The following is a 20,461-nucleotide window of genomic DNA, read 5'->3' as shown; positions in this document are numbered from 1 at the left end:
AGTCTAACAGCCCACCGACACAAATGTTCCCTTCGATTGCCCAGCCGGTAGCCAGACGCCAGTAACCATGCTGTCTGCAATGTCAACCATTCACATTGGCGCCGAGGCAAGGGAGAATAGGTATACAAAAGCCCTACCCAAGGAGCCCTTGATGTCCGTTCCAACCACGATGTTCCGCCTCAGCGGCCGCGACTATCCGCCGGCCAAGCTGGGCCAAGCCAGCCTGATTGTCATCGATGCGCAAAAGGAGTACCTCAGCGGTCCCCTGGCGCTGTCGGGCATGGACGAGGCCGTGGCCAACATCGCCCGGTTGCTCGACGCCGCGCGCAAGGCCGGCCGTCCGATCATCCATGTTCGCCACCTGGGCACCGTCGGTGGCCTGTTCGACCCGCAGGGCAGCCGCGGCGAGTTCATCCCGGGGCTGGAGCCTCGCGAAGGTGAGATCATCATCGAAAAGCGCATGCCCAACGCCTTCAAGAACACCAAGCTGCACGAGACGCTGCAGGAGCTGGGTCACCTGGACCTGATCGTTTGCGGCTTCATGAGCCATTCGAGCGTGAGCACCACCGTGCGCCGCGCCAAGGACTATGGTTATCGTTGCACCCTGGTCGCGGATGCCTCCACCACCCGCGACCTCGCGTTCAAGGACACGGTGATTCCGGCCGCGCAGATCCATCAGTGTGAAATGGCCGTGATGGCCGACAACTTCGCCTGTGTCGCCCCGACCGCCAGCCTGATCTGAGCCACGACCGCCCGGCAGACGGGCGGAACCCCAGGGCCGACCCCAGGTCGAATTCCGGATACCTACAGAGGAAATCGGAATGAAGCTCAAAGGCAGTTTCGACGCCAAACGCCTGCGCCAGCGCGAACCGCGCAACTGGGGTGCGCGCCTGGCTGCCGGCCTGTCCGCCCTGGTGGCCACCCTGGGCGTGCTGCTGGCCATGGCCGGCATCGCAGGCCTTCTGGGCAACTACAGCGCCCTGGCCGAACTCAATGCCAACCGCCCGCTGTCAGTGATCCTGACGGGGGTTGGCTTGCTGCTGCTCTACATGGGCGTGCGCTTCTGGCGGCGCAGCCGGATCCGCCTGCGTCGCGGGCACGGGCTGAACCTGTCGCCGCACTTGATGAAAAAGCACGACTGAGCCTTGCGCGAAGACTCCCCTTTACAGCGCCTGGGGCCGCTACGCGGCGCCACGCCTACACAACCAGGCCTGGCTGGTACTGACGTCAAAAGGCTGATCACGTAAACTACGCCCCCTACGTGGAGGCACCATGCAAGACGACGATTTTTCCCTCTTCAGCGCCCAGATGCACGGCGTGAAGCCGATCAAGCACGACCGCGCCGATGTCGGCAAACCCAAGGCCGACCGCAAGAAGCTGGCCGGCCTGCGCATCGCAGCGACCGTGCACAGCGACCAGCCCCTGGTGGTCGATGGCATGTCCGACCAGTTCGTCATCGACGTCGGTGCCGAGGACGAGCTGATGTGGCGCCGTGATGGCGTGCAGGAAAGCCAGATCCGCAAACTCAAGCTTGGCCAGATCGCCTTCGAGGGCAGCCTCGATTTGCACGGCATGACCGTGGAAAAAGCCCGCGAGACCCTCTGGGACTTCATCGCCGAGGCCACAAAGCTCGAAGTGCGCTGCGTGCGCGTCACCCACGGCAAGGCGGCGCGCCTGGACGGCAAGCGGCCAATGATCAAGAGCCACGTCAACACCTGGCTGCGCCAGCACCCGCAAGTGCTCGGTTTCACCTCCTGCCAGGCCCGCCATGGCGGCACCGGCGCGGTCTATGTGATGCTCAAGCGCACCATGCTCGAAGGCCGCGACGAGTGACGCCAGGCTTGCAGCCTCGCCTTCGCCGCCGTACCCTTCGTCTTTGCGATTAATCCCCCACAGGTAGATCCATGTCCCTGGAACAGAACTACACCGCGATCCTCAGCCAACTCGGCGAGGACGTCTCCCGCGAGGGGCTGCGCGACACGCCCAAGCGGGCCGCGAAGGCCATGAAGTACCTTTGCCGCGGTTATGAACAAACCCTGGAAGAAGTCACCAACGACGCGTTGTTCACCTCCGACAACAGCGAGATGGTGCTGGTCCGGGACATCGAGCTCTACTCGATGTGCGAACACCACATGCTGCCCTTCATCGGCAAGGCCCACGTGGCCTACCTGCCCAAGGGCAAGGTCCTGGGCCTGTCGAAGGTCGCGCGCATCGTCGACATGTTCGCCCGCCGCCTGCAGATCCAGGAAAACCTCAGCCGCCAGATCGCCGAGGCCGTGGAGCAGGTGACCGGTGCCGCCGGCGTGGCCGTGGTCATCGAGGCCAAGCACATGTGCATGATGATGCGCGGCGTCGAGAAGCAGAACTCCACCATGATCACTTCGGTGATGCTCGGCGAGTTCCGCTCCAATGCCGCCACCCGCAGCGAGTTCCTCAGCCTGATCAAGTGATCGGCGTGTGACTGCGAGCCGACCCTTCGGGGTCGGCTTTTTCTTTTGTTCAGGAGTTGTCCATGATCGTCAAAGCCCTGCGGGTCGGCCTCGGCCAGCTTATCGTGTTCGGTGACTGGATCAGCCGCCCGGCCAAGCGCAAGCGTGATGCCGCAGCCCAGGCGCAGGTCACCAAAGACGCCCAGAATCTGGCTCTGTACCAGTTCCACGCCTGCCCGTTCTGCGTCAAGACCCGCCGCACCTTGCACCGCCTCAACGTGCCGGTGGCCCTGCGCGACGCCAAGAACGACCCGACCCACCGCCAGGCCCTGCTCGAGGGCGGCGGCCGAGTGAAGGTGCCGTGCCTGCGTATCGAGGAAGCTGGCGAGGTGACCTGGATGTACGAGTCCAAGGACATCATTGCCTACCTGGACAAACGCTTCGCGGCAGTCTGAAACACAGGCTGTGGAGGCCTTTTCGCGGGTAAACCCGCTCCCACAGGTACGAACAACCCTGTAAGAGCGGGTGTACCCGCGATAGGGCCGGAACCGCTAGCAAAAAGCCTGGATCAGTCCACCATCGGCACATGCCGCGGATGGCTCGCCACCCGCGCCAACCACGCCCGCACGCCCGGATAATCCGTCAAGTCGAACCCGCCCTGATGCGCCACATGGGTGTAGGCATACAACGCCACGTCGGCGATCGAATACTGGTCGCCAACCAGATAAGGCGTCATCTGCAGTTGCCTCTCCATGACCTTGAGCGCCTTGTAGCCGCCTTTGTGCAACTTGCGGTATTCCTCCACGCGCTCGTCAGGCAGCCCCAGGTAAAACTGGATGAACCGCGCTACGGCAATGTAGGGCTCGTGGCTGTACTGCTCGAAGAACTGCCATTGCAGCACCTGGGTGCGCAGGCGTGGCTCGGTGGGCAAAAAATCACTGCCATCGGCCAGGAAGTTCAGGATGGCGTTGGACTCCCACAGGCAGGTGCCATCCTCGAGCTGCAACACCGGGACCTTGCCGTTGGGGTTCATCGCCAGAAACTCGGGCGTCTCGGTTTCGCCCTTCAAGATATCCACCGGATGCCACGTGTAGGGGCGATCCAGCAAATGCAGCATCAACTTGATCTTGTAGCAGTTGCCCGACTGGTAATCCCCGTAAACCTTGTACATCACTCCTCCCCTCCCGCGCAGTTACGCAATCGTGCCCAATAGTTGGCGACTGTACGGCTAAATGCAATGGTCGCTGTATCGCAAGGATTGCGCCCGGTCACGGTAGTCTGAAAAAACTGCTTACACCTTTACAAGGACTTTTCAATGACCGATGCCACCTCCGCGCGCCTGCGCCCTCTGGCAGACAGTTCCCCGTCGGCGATTGTCGCCGGTTTCATCGCCATGCTCACGGGGTACACCAGCTCATTGGTGCTGATGTTCCAGGCAGGCCAGGCCGCTGGGCTGACCAGTGCGCAGATTTCCTCGTGGATCTGGGCCCTGTCGATCGGCATGGCGGTGTGCAGCATCGGCCTGTCGCTTCGTTATCGCACGCCCATCACCATCGCCTGGTCGACCCCCGGCGCTGCATTGCTGATCACAAGCCTCGGCGGGGTCAGCTATGGCGAGGCCATCGGCGCCTATATCACCTGCGCGGTGCTGGTGCTGATTTGCGGGTTGACCGGCAGCTTCGAGCGTCTGGTGCGTCGCATCCCGGCATCCCTGGCCTCGGCGTTGCTGGCAGGCATCTTGTTCAAGATCGGCAGCGAGATTTTCGTCGCGGCCCAACACCGCACCGTGCTGGTGCTGGGCATGTTCTTCAGCTACCTGCTGGTCAAGCGCCTGTCGCCGCGCTATTGCGTGCTGGCCGCGTTGCTGGTGGGCACTGCGTTGTCCGGCGCCCTGGGTCTGCTGGACTTCAGCGGCTTCAACCTGGAGGTGGCCAAGCCGGTGTGGACCACGCCGAGCTTCTCGCTGGCGGCGACCATCAGCATCGGCATCCCGCTGTTCGTGGTGGCGATGACCTCGCAGAACATGCCGGGCATCGCCGTACTACGGGCCGATGGCTACCTGGTGCCGGCCTCGCCGCTGATCTCGGCCACCGGCTTTGCCTCGCTGCTGCTGGCGCCGTTCGGCTCCCACGGCGTGAACCTGGCGGCGATCAGCGCAGCGATCTGCACCGGCCCCCACGCCCATGAGGACCCGAGCAAGCGCTACACCGCGGCGGTATGGTGCGGGATTTTCTACGGCATCGCCGGGGTGTTCGGTGCCACACTGGCAGCCCTGTTTGCGGCGCTGCCCAAAGAGCTGGTGCTGTCGATTGCGGCGTTGGCGTTGTTTGGCTCGATCATGAACGGCCTGAGCGTGGCCATGGGCGAACCCCGCGAGCGTGAGGCGGCGCTGATCACCTTCATGGTGACGGCCTCGGGGTTCACCTTGTTCTCGATCGGCTCGGCGTTCTGGGGGATTGTGGCGGGAGTGTTGACCTTGCTGATCCTGAGCCCACGCAAAGGCTGACGATGCCTTGTTGTCAGTGCCGGCCTGTTCGCGGGTTAACCCGCGAAGGGCCGACACACTCGATCACAATCTGAAGTGGCCAACCATGCCCTTGAGGTCAGTGCCCAACTGCGCCAACTCGACGCTCGAGCGGGCGTTGTCCTGCATGGCCAGGGCGGCCTGATCGGCGCTGCCGCGGATCTGCGTGACGCTGCGGGTGATTTCCTCGGCCACCGAGCTTTGCTGCTCCGCCGCCGCGGCGATCTGCTGGTTCATCTGCTGGATCAACGACACCGCAGCCGCGATGCTGCCCAGCGCACTTTCGGTATGCAGCGCATCGGCCACCGCCAGACGCACCAGCTCGGTACTGCCGCGAATCTGCGATACCGACTGCTGGGCGTTGCCGCGCAGGCTGGCGACCAGGCGCTCGATCTCTTCGGTGGATTGCCGGGTGCGCCGCGCCAGAGCCCGGACCTCGTCCGCCACCACGGCAAAGCCGCGCCCCTGCTCACCGGCCCGAGCGGCTTCGATCGCTGCGTTGAGCGCCAGCAGGTTGGTCTGCTCGGCGACGCTCTTGATCACTTCCAGCACGTCACCAATGGTATGGATTTCGGCGCTCAAACTGTCGATGCCGGCGCTGGCGGTCTCCGCCGCGGCAGCCAACTGTTCGATGCGCTGCATGCTCTGGCGCACCACCTGCTGGCCGGACTCGACCTTGTCGTCGGCGCTCTGCGCCGCCTGAGCGGCCTCCTCGGCGTTGCGCGCCACGTCGTGCACGGTGGCCGTCATCTGCTGCATGGCGGTGGCCACTTGCTCGGTTTCTTCCTTCTGGCTGCCCACCTCACGGTTGGTCTGCTCGGTGACCGCCGACAGCGCCTGGGCGTTGCCGGCCAATTGTTCGATGCCCTGTTGCAGACCACTGACGATACCGGAGAGCCCGGCGGCCATCTGCTGCATGGCCAAGGTCAGCTGGCCGACCTCGTCACGCCGCGTAGTTTCAGTCTCCACTGCCAGATCGCCCGCGGCGATACGCTGGGCTCGGGCGATCACACGCTTGAGCGGGCCGACCACGGCACGGGTGATCAACCAGGCGGCGAGCACGCCCACCAGCAAGGCCAGCGCGGTGGCCAAGGCGATGGCGACCGTGCTGCGGGCAAGTTCGCCCTGCATGGCTTGCTCCTGGCTCGCATAGGCCTGGTTGACCCGGCTGGTGACCAGCTCGGCCCGGGCCTGCAATTGAGCCTTGATGCCTTGTTCCTTGGCCAGCAGGTCGGTGTATTCGTTGAGCTTGTCGGAGAAGCTGGCGATATGCCCGGCCACCTCGCCCAAGACGCTCTGGTAACCGGTGTCGCTCACCGACGCCTTGAGCTGGTCGACCAGGCTCGCTGCCTCGACGGTCTGGGCGATGCGCCCCTCGTTGACCGCCTCCTCACCCTTACGCCCCTGCTCCAGGCGCACCCGCGCCTCGTCCATGGCCTGCAGCATCAGGCGCGACACCTGAGCCACCTGGCCGGCCTGCTCGAGGAATTCGCTGCCCTGCTGGCCTTGGGACTGTTTGAGGGTATAGGTGCCATCGTCGGCAAGGCCAGACTGCAGCACATCGAGGTTGTTGGCGACACTGGAGACCGACCAGCTGGCCATGTCCAGGGCCAGCTCCTTGGCCTGCACGGCTTCGACGAAGACATCGAAGGCCTGGCCGTAGGCGGCCAGGTCGCTTTCGGTGGCGGCCAGGGCCGGGAGGTTGCGGGCGCGCTCGGTCAGGCTTTGCAGGTCCTTGCGCAGGGTTTCGGCTTCCTTGATGTCCGAGCGCAGGGCAAAACCCTGCTCGTGCTGGCGCAGCTTGAGCAAGTCGGTATTGAACTGGCTCATCTGGCGCAGGCCATCGAAGCGCTGGCCCAGGCCCTGCAAGGCGAAGACGCCGATGGCCGCCACCGCCAGGGTCAGCAACAACACCAGGGCAAAGCCCAGCCCGAGTTTGCGGGCCATGCCCAGGTTGGCCAGAACACCGTGCTTGGTTGCCCGCATCGCCCATTCCCCCAGTCCATCGCTGTTTTTTGGGGCCGCTGTACGCCCATCGCGGGGCAAGCCCGCTCCTACAGGCTAGTGGTGGTCCCTGTAGGAGCGGGCTTGCCCCGCGATGGGCTGCACAGCAGCCCTTTTCAGCCAAGAGTGGCAACAGCAGCGCCCCACCCACAAGGCCCACCGGTCACAATGGTGTCAAATAGCTATGAGCGTGTCGCTTTCAGCGTGCTGAAGGTCGCCCTGCGTGTCGAAAGAAGGCCTGTGCCCGCTGGTCCTGCCCGTAGGCGACATTGATACGCAACCAGTCGCTCGGCGCGCCCTGATGGTCGAACGCACTGCCCGGCGTCAGCAGCACCGCGTTGTCCAAGGCAATGCGCTCCAGGCTGGCAACGTCGCGCCCAGGCGAGCGCACCCAGACAAACATGCCGCCATAGGGCTCGCAGAACACCTCCCAGCCATAGGCCTCAAGTTGCCCCAGCAGCTTGGCCATGTGCTGCCCCAGGCGCACACGCAGGCGTTGCACGCTCTTGCGGTAGCTGCCGTTGGCGAGCATCTGCCCCACCACCTGCTCGGCAAAGCGCGACGTGCCGATGCCAGTGACCATCTTGAGCTCGGCCAAGCGAGCAATCAGCGCGGCATCGGCCACCAGGTAGCCCACCCGCAGCGAACTGCTCAGGGTCTTGGAGAAACTGGCCATGTAGATCACCCGCTGCTCGCTGTCGAGGGTCGCCAGGCGCGTGGCCGGGCCGTCCTGAAAATCTGCGTAGATATCGTCCTCGACGATGCGCAGGTCATGCTCGCGGGCCAATTCCAGCAGGCGATAGGCCACCTTTGGCGTCAGGCTGGTGCCGGTGGGGTTGTGATACAGGCTGTTGATGAACAGGCAGCGCGGGCGGTGCTCGGCCAGCAGGCGTTCCAGGGCGTCCAGGTCCGGCCCGCTGGCGGTACGCGGTACCGGCAGCATACGTACCTGGTGCTGGCGCAACAGGTTGAACAGGTTGTAGTAGCCAGGGCTTTCCACCAGCACCGCATCGCCTGGGCGCAACAGCGTACGCACCAGCAAGTCGAGGGCATGGCTGGCGCCCTGGGTGGTGAGGATGCGCTCGGGGCCGGCGGCGATGTCGATGCGCGCCAGGCGCTTGTGCAATTGCTGACGCAGGCTGGCCAGGCCCAAGGGCGGGCAATAGTCGAACAGATCCTCCACATTGCCACGGCTGACCAGACGCACGGCCTGGGCCACTTCAGTGTTGGCCCGCCAGGCGCAAGGCAGCCAGCCGCAGCCGAGCTTGAGCAACTCGTCGTGGCCTTCGCGAAACTGCCGCCAACTGCCATCCACCGCTTCGCCCCACGCCAGTTCCTCTTCCTGGGGCAGGCCCGGCTTACGCTCGGCGACGAAGAAGCCCGTGCCGTGACGCGCCTCCAGCCAGCCGCTGGCCACCAGGCGGTCGTAGGCTTCGATCACGCAGGCGGGGCTGACGGCCAGGTTGCGGGCCTGTGTGCGGATCGAAGGCAGCCGCGCGCCGGGGCGCAGACGTTGCTGTTCGATCCAGGCTTGCAACTGTTCGGTCAGTTGCTGGACCAGCGGGGTGGCGCAGTCACGATCCAAAAGGATAGGCATGGGAAGTGTTCGCTGATTTTTACCGAACAGTTAATCACAAATGCGCCGGGAGTGTGCCTTGTTGGTGCAAGGGTTGGAGATCACTGTTGGCCTACCGGCCAGCCGCGCCCACAAGGATCACCGCGAGGCTTGTGGAAGCGGGTTCACCCGCGAAGCGCCACTACAGACAACCCAAGGATGCCCAGATGACCACCCGCTCAGCCCCGGCCCGCCTGGCCTTCGCCCTGTGCCTGATCACCCTCGCGGTGAACCTGCAGGCGCCCCTGTACATCGCCTACGCCGACCTCTCCGGCCAAGGCGCGGCCGCCACTGCGGTGGCGTTCTCCGGTTACGTACTGGGCGTATTGCCCGTGCTGCTGGCCTTGGGCGGCCTGGCGGACCGGGTCGGGCGACGGCCGCTGATCCTCACGGCTCTGGCCCTGTCGATGATCGCCACGGTGCTGATGCTGTTCGCCCCCAACCTGCAGACCTTGGGCCTGGCGCGCCTGTTCCTGGGCCTGGGCACGGGCCTGGCCTCGGCGACCGCCACCGCCTATATGGGCGAGCTGATGGCCGGCAATGACAGCGGCCGCGCCGCCAACTGGGTGACCGCCAGCACGTCCCTGGGCTTTGGCCTGGGCGCCGCGCTGACAAGCCTCTTCTTGGTGCGCGGCCCCACCCTGACGCCGGGCAGCTTCCACCTGCAACTGCTGCTCGCCGCCGTCGCGCTGGTGTTGGTCTGGCGCCTGCCCGATCCGCGTCCTGCGCAGCGCGGCGCCATGCTGCGCCTGCCCTTCTACCCCAGGGGCAGCCTGGCCTATGGCCTGGCCATCTTGCTTGCCTGGGCTTGCGTAGGCCTGGTGATTGCCCTGTTGCCGGGCGTCTTGCGTCAACACGGGCTGAGCGCCTGGTCCGGCTTCTCGACCTTCTGCGTGATCAGCTGTGGTTTGTTGTTCCAGCCGATGGCCCGTCGCATGGCCAGCGCGCGGGCGACCTTGCTGGGCCTGGCGATCCTACCCTGCAGCTACGCCCTGCTGGCCTGGGGCGCCGACAGCGGGCAGTTGGCTGCCGTGCTGCTGGGCGCGGTCGCTGCCAGCAGCGCGTGCTACGGGTTCATTTATTTGGGTGGGCTGGCGGCGGTGAACCAGTTGGCAGGGCCTGAGAAGACCCGGGCCAGCGCGGGTTTCTTTCTGCTGGCGTACCTGGGGTTCAGCTTGCCGGTGATCTTCACGGGGCTGCTCAGTGACCGCCTTGGCTCGCGAACCGCGTTGGTGGTGTTTGGCACCGCGTTACTCGCGGGGTGTGGAGTGGTTGCCTTGACACTATGGTTGTCAGCACGGGCTCATTCGCGGGTAAACCCGCTCCCACAAGGCTTGCGGTGACTCTTGGGCTGCCTAGACTTTTCAGCCATGCAAATACCAGCCCTGGCGCCGTTTCCCACAGGCACAGCGGTGTTGTTGAGAACAGCGGAGAACCTGTAGGAGCGGGTTTACCCGCGAAAAGGCCGACGCAGTTTCAATGGGCCTCAAATTGCCGTGGCCCCGCCATCGACAGCCAGGCTATGGCCGGTAGTAAAGGCCGCGCCATCGCTACACAGGTAAAGTACCGCGCTGGCGATCTCCTCGACTTTGCCCACGCGCCCCACCGGGTGCATCGCGGCCGCGAACTCCGCCTTGCGCGGGTCAGCCTCGTAGGCTCGGCGGAACATGTCGGTATCGATCACCGCTGGGCACACTGCATTCACCCGAATGCCCTTCTTGGCGTACTCGATGGCCGCCGACTTGGTCAGGCCAATCACTGCATGCTTGGAAGCGCTGTAGATACTCATCTTCGGCGCCGCCCCCAACCCCGCGACCGACGCGGTATTGACGATCGCCCCACCGCCCGCGGCGAGCATCAGCGACAGTTGGTACTTCATGCACAGCCACACACCCTTGACGTTCACGCCCATGATGGCGTCGAACTGCGCCTCGCTGCCCTCTGCCAGACGGCCTTGCTCGATCTCGATGCCGGCATTGTTGAAGGCGTAGTCCAGACGACCGTAGGCTTCGATGATGCGCTCGTGCAAATGGCGCACCTCGGCATCCTTGGTCACATCGCAGGCCACGAACAGCCCCTCCCCACCGGCCTGGCGAATCAGCGCGACCGTCGCCTCGCCGCCCTCCACATCCCGATCAGCCACCACCACCTTCAAACCCTCGACAGCGAATGCCTGTGCCGTCGCCCGGCCAATCCCCGCCCCACCACCGGTGACCAGGGCTACCTGGCCGGAAAAGGTCATGCTCATTGCTCACTCCTTAGGGTCTTCAGGATTGGGCACGGCTCTGTGTAGGAGCGGCCTTGTGCCGCGAAAGGGCGGCGCAGCGGCCCCCGGGGCCACTCAAGATCGCGCCTACAGAAATGCCGTGCACCATCGCCAGCAGTCTAGCCAGCCCACCGCCTGGCTGGGCAGCATCATCACACCAACGGTTGGTCTACCATGCCTATCAGTGATTTTGCGGACCAACGTCCATCAGCAGGTTAAATTGCCCGTTCTGCCCCTTTGCCACCCAGGACCCGCCATGACCCAGACCAACCGCCGCTTCCTGCTCACCCAACGCCCGGTCGGTGCCGTGCGCCGCGACAACTTCACCTACGAGCAGGTCCCCGTCACCGAGCCCGTCGAAGGCCAGGTGCTGGTGAAAAACCTCTACCTCTCCCTGGACCCCGCCATGCGCGGCTGGATGAATGAAGGCAAGTCCTACATCGCCCCCGTTGCCCTCGGCCAGGTGATGCGCGCCCTGGGCGTCGGCGAAGTGATCGCCTCAAAGCACCCAGACTTCAAGCCCGGCGACCACGTCAACGGCCCGCTCGGCGTGCAGGACTACTTCACCGGCGAACCCCAGGGCCTGTACAAGATCGACCCACGCCTAGCCCCCCTGCCCCGCTACCTCTCGGCCCTGGGCATGACCGGCATGACCGCCTACTTCGCCCTGCTCGACGTCGGCCAACCGAAAGCCGGCGAAACCGTCGTTCTCTCCGGCGCCGCCGGTGCCGTCGGTAGCATCGCCGGGCAGATCGCCAAGCTCAAAGGCTGCCGCGTCGTCGGCATCGCCGGTGGCCAGGAGAAATGCCAATACCTCAAGGACGAGCTCGGCTTTGACGGCGTCATCGACTACAAAGCCGAAGACGTCCTGGCCGGCCTCAAACGCGAATGTCCGAAAGGCGTGGATGTGTACTTCGACAACGTCGGCGGCGACATCCTCGACGCCGTGCTCAGCCGCCTGAACTTCAAGGCCCGCGTGGTCATCTGCGGCGCCATCAGCCAGTACAACAACAAAGACGCCGTCAAAGGCCCGGCCAACTACCTGTCGCTGCTGGTCAACCGCGCGCGGATGGAAGGGTTCGTGGTGATGGATTACGCCAAGGAATACGGCAAGGCCGCGCAGGAGATCGCCGGGTGGCTGGCCAGTGGCAAGGTGAAGAGCAAGGAGGATGTGGTGGAGGGGTTGGAGACCTTCCCGGAGGCGCTGCTCAAGCTGTTCAGCGGAGAAAACTTCGGGAAATTGGTGTTGAAAGTGTGAGCCCAGGCCGTTGTGGGGGCGGCTGTCTTTGCAGCCATCCCTCGCGGTGGCGCTGTGGGACTGAACATAGTCCAGGCCAGGGAGGCGCAACTGCCTTGTGTTATTTGCACTGGCCTATTGTCGGGTAACCACTCCTACAGATTCTCCGGTGCTCTCAATGTCACCGCCGCATCTGTGGGAGCGGGTTTACCCGCGAAGGGCCGCAAAGCGGCCCCTGCGATCGAACGTCAGGCGCGGATCTCAGCCACAACCGCCGCCAGTGCCTGCGCCGGGTCCGCCGCCTGGCTGATCGGACGCCCGATCACCAGGTAATCCGAACCCGCGTCCAGTGCTTGGCGTGGAGTAAGGATCCGGCGCTGGTCATCCTGGGCACTGCCAGCAGGACGAATCCCCGGGGTCACCAACTGCAGCGACGGATGTGCAGCCTTCAGCGCCGGCGCCTCGAGCGCCGAGCACACCAGCCCGTCCATCCCCGCCTTCTCCGCCAATGCCGCCAGACGCAGCACCTGCTCCTGCGGATCCACATCCAGGCCGATCCCTGCCAAATCCTCACGCTCCATGCTGGTCAGCACCGTCACGCCAATCAACAACGGCTGTGGACCACTACGCTTGGCCAGCACCTCACGGCACGCCGACATCATGCGCAGGCCACCGGAGCAATGCACGTTGACCATCCACACCCCCATCTCGGCCGCGGCCTTCACTGCCATCGCCGTGGTGTTGGGGATATCGTGGAACTTGAGGTCCAGGAACACCTCGAAGCCCTTCTCGCACAGGGTCTCGACGATCCCAGAAGCGCTGCTGGTGAACAGCTCCTTGCCGACCTTCACCCGGCACAGCGCAGGGTCAAGCTGGTCAGCCAGCTTCAAGGCGGCGTCACGGGTAGGGAAATCCAGGGCGACGATCAGGGGCGTCTGGCAGGCGGACATGGGCAGAGTCTCTTGGCAAGTCGAAATCGGCGCGCATTGTAAACGATGTGGCCCAGGCTTTGGGGCCACGGATCACGAGAATTGGCCCGGCACCCGGTCACTCCTATAATTGAACCAACGGATGCGGCAACCGCTCGAAACTAAGCAAGCGTTTGCCATCCATGGTCTACAAGGAGAACGTCATGCCCTGGTATGCCTGGTTGATACTGATCATAGCCCTTGGCTCGATCGTCGGCGGGTTGCTGCTGCTGCGCGACACGGCAAAGAAACTGCCATTGACCGAAGAGCAGTTGAAGAAGATCCACGAGCGCAATGCCGAGGCGGATGCCAAGGATGCGCAGGATCGTTGATGCTTGATGGCCGACCCTGGCGGATCGGCCACTCCCCTACTGGTTACTCTGTCACGACCAGCTTGTCGCGGTTGCGCTCCAGCAGTGCGTTACCGATGCCCTTGATTTCCAGCAGTTCATCCACCGATGCGAACGGGCCATTGGCCTCGCGATAGGCCACGATCGCCTCAGCCTTGGCCCGGCCGATGCCGTTGAGTTCCTTTTGCAGGGTTAGGGCATCGGCGGTGTTGAGGTCGAGCTTGGCGGGTTGGCTGGCGGTGACGCTCGTGGTCACCTTGGTTGCGGCCTGCTCGGTGGCTGGGGGGATGCTGGGGTTGGGGGCGGCGCTTAGGGAGAAGGAAAGGCCGGTGAACAGGGGGAGGAGGAGGTAGGAAAGGATGGTGTTACGCATGAATGTCACTCCTTGAGGTTAGGTTCAAGCAACTCTCCTTGGTTGCGAAATCAACAGTAGCCCCCGCATGAAATGTGCGCAAACTCGTTGTTCCCAGAATTTTGTTCCAGAAGTTTCAAGGAGTTGACCAACGCACACAAATACGAAACGCCCGACAAATCGTCAGGCGTTTTCGTATTCAAGGTTCCAGTCGATGCTGCAGGTAAATCCAGTCTACGATTTCGCCATCTGGTGTATAGCCACTCACCGTATCCCGCAATAACTGCCGTGCTAGTCCGTAGTCATCAGTCGATACCGCCGCCACTAACTGATCGAGTCGCTCCTTGAGCACGTCCCATGGCAAAAAATCTTCATGGGCGCTCATGATCATTGGGTGTGGGGTCGACTCAACGTTATCGCCGATCAACAATTCTTCATAAAGCTTTTCGCCCGGTCGCAGCCCAGTGAACTCGATAGCGATATCACCTGATGGATTGGCCTCGGTGCGAATACTCAACCCAGACAGGTGGATCATCTTTTCGGCCAGTTCGACGATCTTCACTGGTTCGCCCATATCCAGCACGAAGACATCTCCCCCCTGTCCCATAGAACCTGCCTGGATCACCAACTGAGCAGCCTCAGGAATGGTCATAAAATAGCGGGTAATTTTCGGGTGCGTCACCGTCAACGGGCCACCCGCCTTGATCTGCTGGCGGAACAAGGGAATGACCGAGCCAGAAGAACCGAGGACATTGCCAAAACGCACCATGGTGAAACGGGTGGAGTTGATGAGCGAAACGTTCTTGTTGGCATCCAGCAGCGGTAGGGAACTTTCTCGGCTCAATGCCTGCAACACCATTTCGGCTAAACGCTTGCTGCTGCCCATTACATTGGTGGGCCGTACCGCCTTGTCGGTGGATATCAACACGAAATTGGCAACGCCTGCCTGCAGCGCAGACTGCGCCGCATTGAGCGTACCAATTACATTGTTAAGCACCCCCTCGGCGATATTGTGCTCGACCATGGGTACATGCTTGTATGCGGCCGCATGGTAAACGGTCTCGACATGCCAGGTTTTCATGACATGCAACAACTTGCCATGGTCACGCACCGAGCCGAGGATCGGTAGCAAGCGCAAGCTCAACGACTCTCGTTGGCAACATTGCTCCAACTCGCTAAGAATGTTGTAAAGGTTGAACTCGCTATGCTCGAACAACAGCAGCACAGTTGGTTTTAGCTTCGCGATCTGCCTGCAGAGTTCCGAGCCTATTGAGCCACCAGCGCCCGTTACCATCACAACCTTACCGGTGATACAACGCTGCAACAGGCCGGCCTCAGGTGGCACCGCGTCGCGGCCGAGCAGGTCGGCAATGTCAACTTCCTGGATATCATCCACCTTGACCCTGCCACTGGCTAGGTCCATCAGGCCTGGCACACTGCGTACATGCAGCGGGAAACCTTCCAAATAATGAAGAATTTCCCGCTTGCGCGCCCGACTGGCGGAAGGGATAGCCATAAGTATTTCTTGGGCGCTGGTATCCTCGATCATACGCTGGATGTCGTGGGACTTGTAGATTCGCAAACCAGCAATGACTCGATCGACAATGCCTGGATCATCATCGATGAATGCGACAGGGCGCATCAAGCGCCCCATACGCAGGGCTGATACAAGTTGATTGCCGGCAGCTCCAGCGCCATAAATGGCTACGCGAATCAGTCCTTCATCGCGGTCCGAAAAAGATACTCGCGGTGCAGAGAGCAAATTCCCCATGAAGTACTGCCGCATCAACAGACGCAACCCGCCAACCATTACCAAGGTCAACCACCAGTAATTGAAAATAATGGAGCGCGGCACTATGAGGGCATGATTACTGTACCAATAAACGAACAGCGCCAACACCAATGACGACAGTCCAACCGCCTTAAAAATAGCCACTAAAGCTTCATTGCCGAAGTAGCGCATTACTGCTCGGTACAGACCGAACTTTATAAAAATAGGAACACCCACTATCGGTGCAACGACAAACAACCATGGATGGTCGAGCACGGGACTGCCCGCATAATCAAATCCAAGGCGCACAACGAAAGACAACCACAAAGCGAACCATATCAAGAACAGATCGACAACCACCTGCAACGCACGCTTATATCGGCGCGACAGGCCCAACAGTCGCGATTTAAGTTTATCCCTCATTATAATTCATCCCACCCGCGTATCTCGCAGACTGACCTCAAAGCATTAATGCAACTCGAGGAAGCACTCCCCATATGCAGTTTAACTTTCCCGCAAGCCAGCACGATAATATCTAGCAAGAAAAAATAATGGAACATAGGCAACTATCAGCCCTAGCAAACCATCTTCCCCCGACCAAACAACATAGCAAGCGATTGGCAATAGCCAAAACAAATTTATTACCAACACTCCTAAGGTAACGAACAAGTGCCCCCCGTGCTGTCGCGAGGCAAATTGATAAGCATGGCTACGATGTGCTTCATACACTTTTTCACCCCTTAGCAGCCGACGCCCAAGTGTAAAGCTGGCATCTACTACAAAAACGCCTAGCAAAATCAACCAAGCCCAGAGCAGCTGCGAAGATTGCCATGCAGCTAACAGCGAGAGCACGCCCAACACCATGCCAAGAAACCCACTACCAGCATCCCCCATGAAAATCCGAGCTGGCGGGAGGTTCCAGTATAGGAAGCCCACAACGGCCATCGCTAGTAACAGGGGCGCCCAAATCAAACTGGTCATGCCAGCCAGCCAGTAAAGCAAGCAGCATCCCAAGCAAACGGTGATCGCTTCGACGCCGGCTATACCATCGATGCCATCCATGAAGTTGTAGAGGTTTAGCATCCAGACCAGGTAAAACGCCGCCAACACGTGCCCGAGCCACCCCAGTGATAGTGACGTACCGAATACTTGCACTGGAGGCATACCGCCCAACCACGCAAGCGCCCACGCAGCTGCGCAGAAATGCCCCAACAGGCGCCAGCCTGCAGCAATATGCCCATGATCATCTATAAAACCAATGATCGCGACCAGAAGCCCCGAGCCGAACACTGAGGCCAGGGCAGCCCCCTCAAGTAGCCCCTCCCTTGCTAGCATCAATTGCGCCAGCAGGAACGCAGCGACAATCGCTACCCCACCGCCGCGTGGTGTCGGCAAAGTATGGGAACTTCGCGCATTGGGGATATCAATAATGCTCCTAGCCAACGCGTAACGACGCAATAGGGCGGTTAAAACCAATGAAAGAACGCCAACAAGAGGAAGCAGCCAAATCATTTACGAAGAAATTCCCGATAATGCCCAGTAGCGCCTGAGCTTCTGTTTCTGCTGATATCCACAGCAATAGAGCCGGCTGGGAGAAAGGCACCCGACGCTACAAGCAGGCCAGTGGGCGCAACCAAACCGACCTGCTTAAAGCGCCCACCATACGCTCCCACAACTGGATTTAACTGGCTCTGATCAGCATCGGCCAGAAATGCGAAGTAGTCGCAACCATGGGACAGCTCACCACATCTTACAGGGTATCCAGCGATCAGATCACGCTGAACGCAAATGCCATACAATCGACAACTTGGCACCTGTGCGTCACTGATGGAAAAGTAGTCACATTGCCCCTCTGTAGAGCAGCAATGGACGGATAAACCTCGATCAAGGCCCAGCCTACTAAGCCTTGTCCTAGGCTCTGTGTGAAAAGTCTTGGGGCTGTTTTCAACGCAGCATCACCGAGTCAAGGCTTTTCATACAGAGCCTAGGCTAGCCGCCCGGAGGTGTCCCCCCGTGACCGTCATTACTTTTCCATTGCGGAAATGTGCTTCCAGTCCGTCCGAATCAAGCGCACATAGGCTTTCCATCAATGCAGCCTGCACCGCATCTCTGCCTTCTGTCTGGCACAGTCCAATGCTGCGCCGCGGTCAACGACGTGCCTCCGGCATATGACCTCCAGTTCGCAATGAGGGAGGACATACTCCACCAGGCAAGCTTCCGATGCGACATAGAGCCCAATGTACATCTCTTGGACTTCACCCTTATCGAACGCCAGCAGGACGGTCGCCTTATCGGCTTGCGTACAGGGAAGCTCCTCTTCGATAGCTCGAGGATGCTCACTCACAAACTGAAAATACAAAGGGCTTCTTTCCATTAGCTTGTCCTCCGGAACGTCAACTCGTACAACGAATAGACACGAGAAGGCCTTCGTAGTTTAGCCCAGTCCTGCCAGTGATCCCTCAGCACCCAGCGGTAAGGGAGCGGACCTCCGTCCGCAAAACGCCTCGTCAGGAGCAACTGGCAACGCTCAGGAGCAGTTTTTCCATCGCATCGCGATTATGCAATGCATTGAAGTGCTCCTGTACATAGCCCATCCCTCTCTGTCCCATTAACTGACGACCAGCCTCGTCCTGGCTCAATTGCGCCACTAACTCAGCCAAGCGCAACGCATCATTAGGAGGAAATGTCAGCCCTGCTCCCGCCAGCTCGACTATTGCCGCTGCCTCCCCTGCGACACCACACAATACAGGCCGCGCGCAGGCCATATAATCGAGCAGTTTGGTCGGTATGGCTCCTTGGAACAGCGGAATATCCATAAGGGTAACGACGCAGATATCCGCAGCATTAATGAAGCCGCGCACCTGATTCTTCGGGACGGGCGGCAAAATCCGCACATTCGTCAAGCCCAGCTCTGCGATACGAGCTTCGAGATAGGCTCTGCGCATTCCATCTCCGACCAGCAGGTAACGCAATTTCTCATTCCGGCTATTGTGCGCAGCCTCCAGTAAGACATCCAGGTTGTTCGCCTCTCCCATTGCACCCAGATAGAGAACGATCTGACAGTCTTCCCAGCCCAGTTGTCGCCTCGTTTTTTCTCCAGCAGCAGGGTCAGAGAAAAGGATCTCGGTATCAATACCGCATGTGATTACTTCGAGCTTTTTTGCCGGCCAGCCACGCGCCTGGATGTCATCACGAATACCTGCCGTGAGCGTCACGATACGTTTGGCATGCCGATAAAGCAGCGCCTCCATCCATGACATAACGGAAATCAGTACCCGGCTGCGTAAAATCCCCATCTGCACCGCAGACTCCGGCCACAGATCACGGACTTCGAAAACCATGGGTATGCGGCGTAGCTTGCACACCAGCCAAACGCTAAACATCGGGAATATAGGTGGTGATGAAGCCAACACTACGTCAGGCCGTTTGGCGAACAACAAACCAATAGGCGCGCTCACAGAAAAGGAGAAAAAGCTGAGCAATCTCCCCAAATAACTGCGATGCAACTGTGTATAGGTGAAAGTGCGGATAACATTGACCAGACCGTCTTTTTCATAACGCAATAGACGCCGATACCACGGCAGAGCAGGTTGATCCGTTCGCATGTAGCCCGTCTCACCGGAGATGACTGTCACTTCATGTCCGCGCTGCGCCAGATGCTGGGTAAGCTCATAGACCAGCGAATGCCCAGGAGCCGAGCGGCCTTGATAGTACTGGTACACCACTGCGACATTCATCTGAACTCCTCATAGATCTGCTTGAGTTTTTCACCCTCATGTTGCCAACTCATTTCCTGCCGCACCGTTTTCAAAGTACCTCGCCATGTCTGCAACCGGATATCGTCAGAAAAGAACTCACTGATTGCCTGGGTCAGTCGGGAAACAGTGCTCAAGTCTGCCACCGACCCGATCTGCTGTTCATGAACTAAACGGCGTAATTCAGGTAGATCACTGGCGAGGATGGGCAAGCCGGCCGAGACGAACTCAAACAGCTTGTTGGGGGTGCAGTAGTAGTTATTCAGGCAGATGGCCTGATATGGAATGACACCTGCATCGGCTGAACACGTGATCGACAGCAATTGCGTCTGCGGAACAGCCGGGTGAAAGTGCACATGCCTATTAAGCCCCTGCCGATCAACTATACGCTTGAGCTCGTGCGCCATCTGTCCGTCGCCGAGTATGACCAGATGGATATTGGATGCAACCAGTCCGGCCATAGCCTGTACCAACTCCGTCAGATTGCGTCCGGCTGACAAACCGCCTTGGAACAGTAAAATCCGCTGATCGGATGCAATACCAAAATGCTCACGCAGATAATGCGAACGTTCGGGCAATGGTCCTACCCGCTCGGCATTATGAATGACACATACTTGGTCCAACCCATAGCGCTTTTCCAACTCACGGGCAATTGAAGGGTTGACTGTAATGACTTGGTCACAGGCGTGGATGTGTCGCTGTTCAATTGCAGCCCACGTTTTTTGCTGCCAACGAGCGAACTCCTGCTCGCAATACAATTCATGACTGTCGTATACCAGCCGAGCTTTGAACTCAGTAGCCAATGCACGGCCGACCGCCAGCATTGGCAAATCATGTGCGACAACTACGGTCGCCGGATGACGACGACCTTCATTCAAGAACAGATTTAGATAGAACCGTTCCTGATCTACTACAAATCGCCAGGCAGCGGACTTCAGCAAACGCATGAAATATCCGTTCATTGGCACGTATCTACGTACAAGACGATAAACTGCTAATACACGGTTCTCGCGCTGAGCAATCGCTTCAGCTTGAGTGCCGATACGTATGACACGCGGGTCGTCACCCAGTACCGCCTCATCGCGCGGCATGGCCAAGATGGTGACATCCCAACCTGCCTCCTGCAGGCTGTCAGCCTGCAGGAGGATTCGGCGATCGATTTGTCGATCATTGCAGAGCATCAATATCCG

The 20,461-nt window shown here is 60.7% G+C and carries 19 protein-coding genes and 1 pseudogene; 9 read left to right on the top strand and 11 right to left on the bottom strand.

Features of this window, described 5'->3' with window-relative positions; translation table 11 throughout:
• Window positions 1-151 precede the first annotated feature (151 nt).
• The 5 genes from IEC33019_RS02650 (at window position 152) to IEC33019_RS02630 (ending at window position 2,884) form a co-directional block, all read left to right on the top strand.
• Window positions 152-742, top strand: a complete 591-nt coding sequence (locus IEC33019_RS02650; protein WP_043209762.1) for a cysteine hydrolase family protein — start codon at window positions 152-154, stop codon at window positions 740-742.
• Window positions 743-821: 79 nt separating this feature from the next.
• Complete coding sequence (locus IEC33019_RS02645; RefSeq protein WP_099593015.1) at window positions 822-1,142, top strand: hypothetical protein; 321 nt, start codon at window positions 822-824, stop codon at window positions 1,140-1,142.
• A gap of 130 nt (window positions 1,143-1,272) precedes the next feature.
• Window positions 1,273-1,833 (top strand): Smr/MutS family protein, encoded by a 561-nt coding sequence (locus IEC33019_RS02640; RefSeq protein WP_070093733.1) that lies wholly within the window; start codon window positions 1,273-1,275, stop codon window positions 1,831-1,833.
• Window positions 1,834-1,904: 71 nt separating this feature from the next.
• Window positions 1,905-2,450: a GTP cyclohydrolase I FolE gene (gene folE, locus IEC33019_RS02635; RefSeq protein ID WP_099593013.1), complete on the top strand. Its 546-nt coding sequence runs from the start codon at window positions 1,905-1,907 to the stop codon at window positions 2,448-2,450.
• Window positions 2,451-2,512: 62 nt separating this feature from the next.
• A complete protein-coding gene (locus IEC33019_RS02630; protein ID WP_099593011.1) occupies window positions 2,513-2,884 on the top strand; it encodes a glutaredoxin family protein in 372 nt (123 codons plus the stop codon).
• A 113-nt stretch (window positions 2,885-2,997) separates the two neighbouring features.
• Here the strand turns inward: IEC33019_RS02630 and IEC33019_RS02625 are convergent, their stop codons facing one another.
• Window positions 2,998-3,600: a glutathione S-transferase family protein gene (locus tag IEC33019_RS02625; RefSeq protein ID WP_099593009.1), complete on the bottom strand. Its 603-nt coding sequence runs from the start codon at window positions 3,598-3,600 to the stop codon at window positions 2,998-3,000.
• Between the two features lie 144 nt (window positions 3,601-3,744).
• On the opposite strand from IEC33019_RS02625, the gene IEC33019_RS02620 reads away from it, so the two are divergent.
• The gene (locus tag IEC33019_RS02620) at window positions 3,745-4,935 is read left to right on the top strand and encodes a benzoate/H(+) symporter BenE family transporter (RefSeq protein WP_099593007.1); all 1,191 of its coding nucleotides are present in this window, start codon (window positions 3,745-3,747) and stop codon (window positions 4,933-4,935) included.
• Between the two features lie 63 nt (window positions 4,936-4,998).
• Here the strand turns inward: IEC33019_RS02620 and IEC33019_RS28095 are convergent, their stop codons facing one another.
• From IEC33019_RS28095 to IEC33019_RS02610, 3 genes and pseudogenes are all read right to left on the bottom strand, one after another.
• A complete protein-coding gene (locus IEC33019_RS28095; RefSeq protein ID WP_372340651.1) occupies window positions 4,999-5,862 on the bottom strand; it encodes a methyl-accepting chemotaxis protein in 864 nt (287 codons plus the stop codon).
• Window positions 5,860-6,084 (bottom strand): annotated as a pseudogene (locus IEC33019_RS28090) (HAMP domain-containing protein); the annotation flags it as partial. The gene IEC33019_RS28095 and the pseudogene IEC33019_RS28090, both read right to left, overlap by 3 nt.
• A 1,072-nt stretch (window positions 6,085-7,156) precedes the next feature.
• Window positions 7,157-8,554, bottom strand: coding sequence for a PLP-dependent aminotransferase family protein (locus IEC33019_RS02610; RefSeq protein ID WP_099593003.1), 1,398 nt, complete (start codon window positions 8,552-8,554; stop codon window positions 7,157-7,159).
• Window positions 8,555-8,739: 185 nt separating this feature from the next.
• On the opposite strand from IEC33019_RS02610, the gene IEC33019_RS02605 reads away from it, so the two are divergent.
• Complete coding sequence (locus IEC33019_RS02605) at window positions 8,740-9,915, top strand: MFS transporter (protein WP_099593001.1); 1,176 nt, start codon at window positions 8,740-8,742, stop codon at window positions 9,913-9,915.
• Between the two features lie 143 nt (window positions 9,916-10,058).
• Here the strand turns inward: IEC33019_RS02605 and IEC33019_RS02600 are convergent, their stop codons facing one another.
• The gene (locus IEC33019_RS02600) at window positions 10,059-10,820 is read right to left on the bottom strand and encodes an SDR family oxidoreductase (protein ID WP_099593000.1); all 762 of its coding nucleotides are present in this window, start codon (window positions 10,818-10,820) and stop codon (window positions 10,059-10,061) included.
• Between the two features lie 274 nt (window positions 10,821-11,094).
• Here IEC33019_RS02600 and IEC33019_RS02595 point away from each other — a divergent pair, with 274 nt between their 5' ends.
• Window positions 11,095-12,096, top strand: coding sequence for an NADP-dependent oxidoreductase (locus IEC33019_RS02595; RefSeq protein ID WP_099592998.1), 1,002 nt, complete (start codon window positions 11,095-11,097; stop codon window positions 12,094-12,096).
• Between the two features lie 227 nt (window positions 12,097-12,323).
• Here IEC33019_RS02595 and pyrF read toward each other — a convergent pair whose 3' ends face one another.
• Window positions 12,324-13,025, bottom strand: a complete 702-nt coding sequence (pyrF, locus tag IEC33019_RS02590) for an orotidine-5'-phosphate decarboxylase (protein WP_099592996.1) — start codon at window positions 13,023-13,025, stop codon at window positions 12,324-12,326.
• A gap of 182 nt (window positions 13,026-13,207) precedes the next feature.
• On the opposite strand from pyrF, the gene IEC33019_RS02585 reads away from it, so the two are divergent.
• Window positions 13,208-13,375, top strand: coding sequence for a DUF2897 family protein (locus IEC33019_RS02585; protein WP_070573170.1), 168 nt, complete (start codon window positions 13,208-13,210; stop codon window positions 13,373-13,375).
• A 43-nt stretch (window positions 13,376-13,418) separates the two neighbouring features.
• Here IEC33019_RS02585 and IEC33019_RS02580 read toward each other — a convergent pair whose 3' ends face one another.
• The 5 genes from IEC33019_RS02580 to IEC33019_RS02555 form a co-directional block, all read right to left on the bottom strand.
• Window positions 13,419-13,766 (bottom strand): ComEA family DNA-binding protein, encoded by a 348-nt coding sequence (locus IEC33019_RS02580; protein ID WP_099592994.1) that lies wholly within the window; start codon window positions 13,764-13,766, stop codon window positions 13,419-13,421.
• A 178-nt stretch (window positions 13,767-13,944) separates the two neighbouring features.
• Window positions 13,945-15,939: a polysaccharide biosynthesis protein gene (locus IEC33019_RS02575; RefSeq protein ID WP_099592992.1), complete on the bottom strand. Its 1,995-nt coding sequence runs from the start codon at window positions 15,937-15,939 to the stop codon at window positions 13,945-13,947.
• 81 nt (window positions 15,940-16,020) lie between these two features.
• Window positions 16,021-17,028 (bottom strand): MraY family glycosyltransferase, encoded by a 1,008-nt coding sequence (locus IEC33019_RS02570; RefSeq protein WP_099592990.1) that lies wholly within the window; start codon window positions 17,026-17,028, stop codon window positions 16,021-16,023.
• 995 nt (window positions 17,029-18,023) lie between these two features.
• Window positions 18,024-19,253, bottom strand: coding sequence for a glycosyltransferase family 4 protein (locus IEC33019_RS02560; RefSeq protein ID WP_099592986.1), 1,230 nt, complete (start codon window positions 19,251-19,253; stop codon window positions 18,024-18,026).
• Entirely contained in the window at window positions 19,250-20,452 is a 1,203-nt protein-coding gene (locus IEC33019_RS02555; RefSeq protein ID WP_172959799.1) for a glycosyltransferase family 4 protein, read from the bottom strand. Before IEC33019_RS02555 ends, IEC33019_RS02560 begins: the two co-directional genes overlap by 4 nt.
• Window positions 20,453-20,461 lie beyond the last annotated feature (9 nt).

The sequence above is a fragment of the Pseudomonas putida genome (genome assembly GCF_002741075.1).
GTDB classification, from domain to species: Bacteria; Pseudomonadota; Gammaproteobacteria; order Pseudomonadales; family Pseudomonadaceae; genus Aquipseudomonas; species Aquipseudomonas putida_T.
Note: the sequence above shows the minus strand (reverse complement) of the source record. Positions and strands in the feature narration are given on the sequence as shown.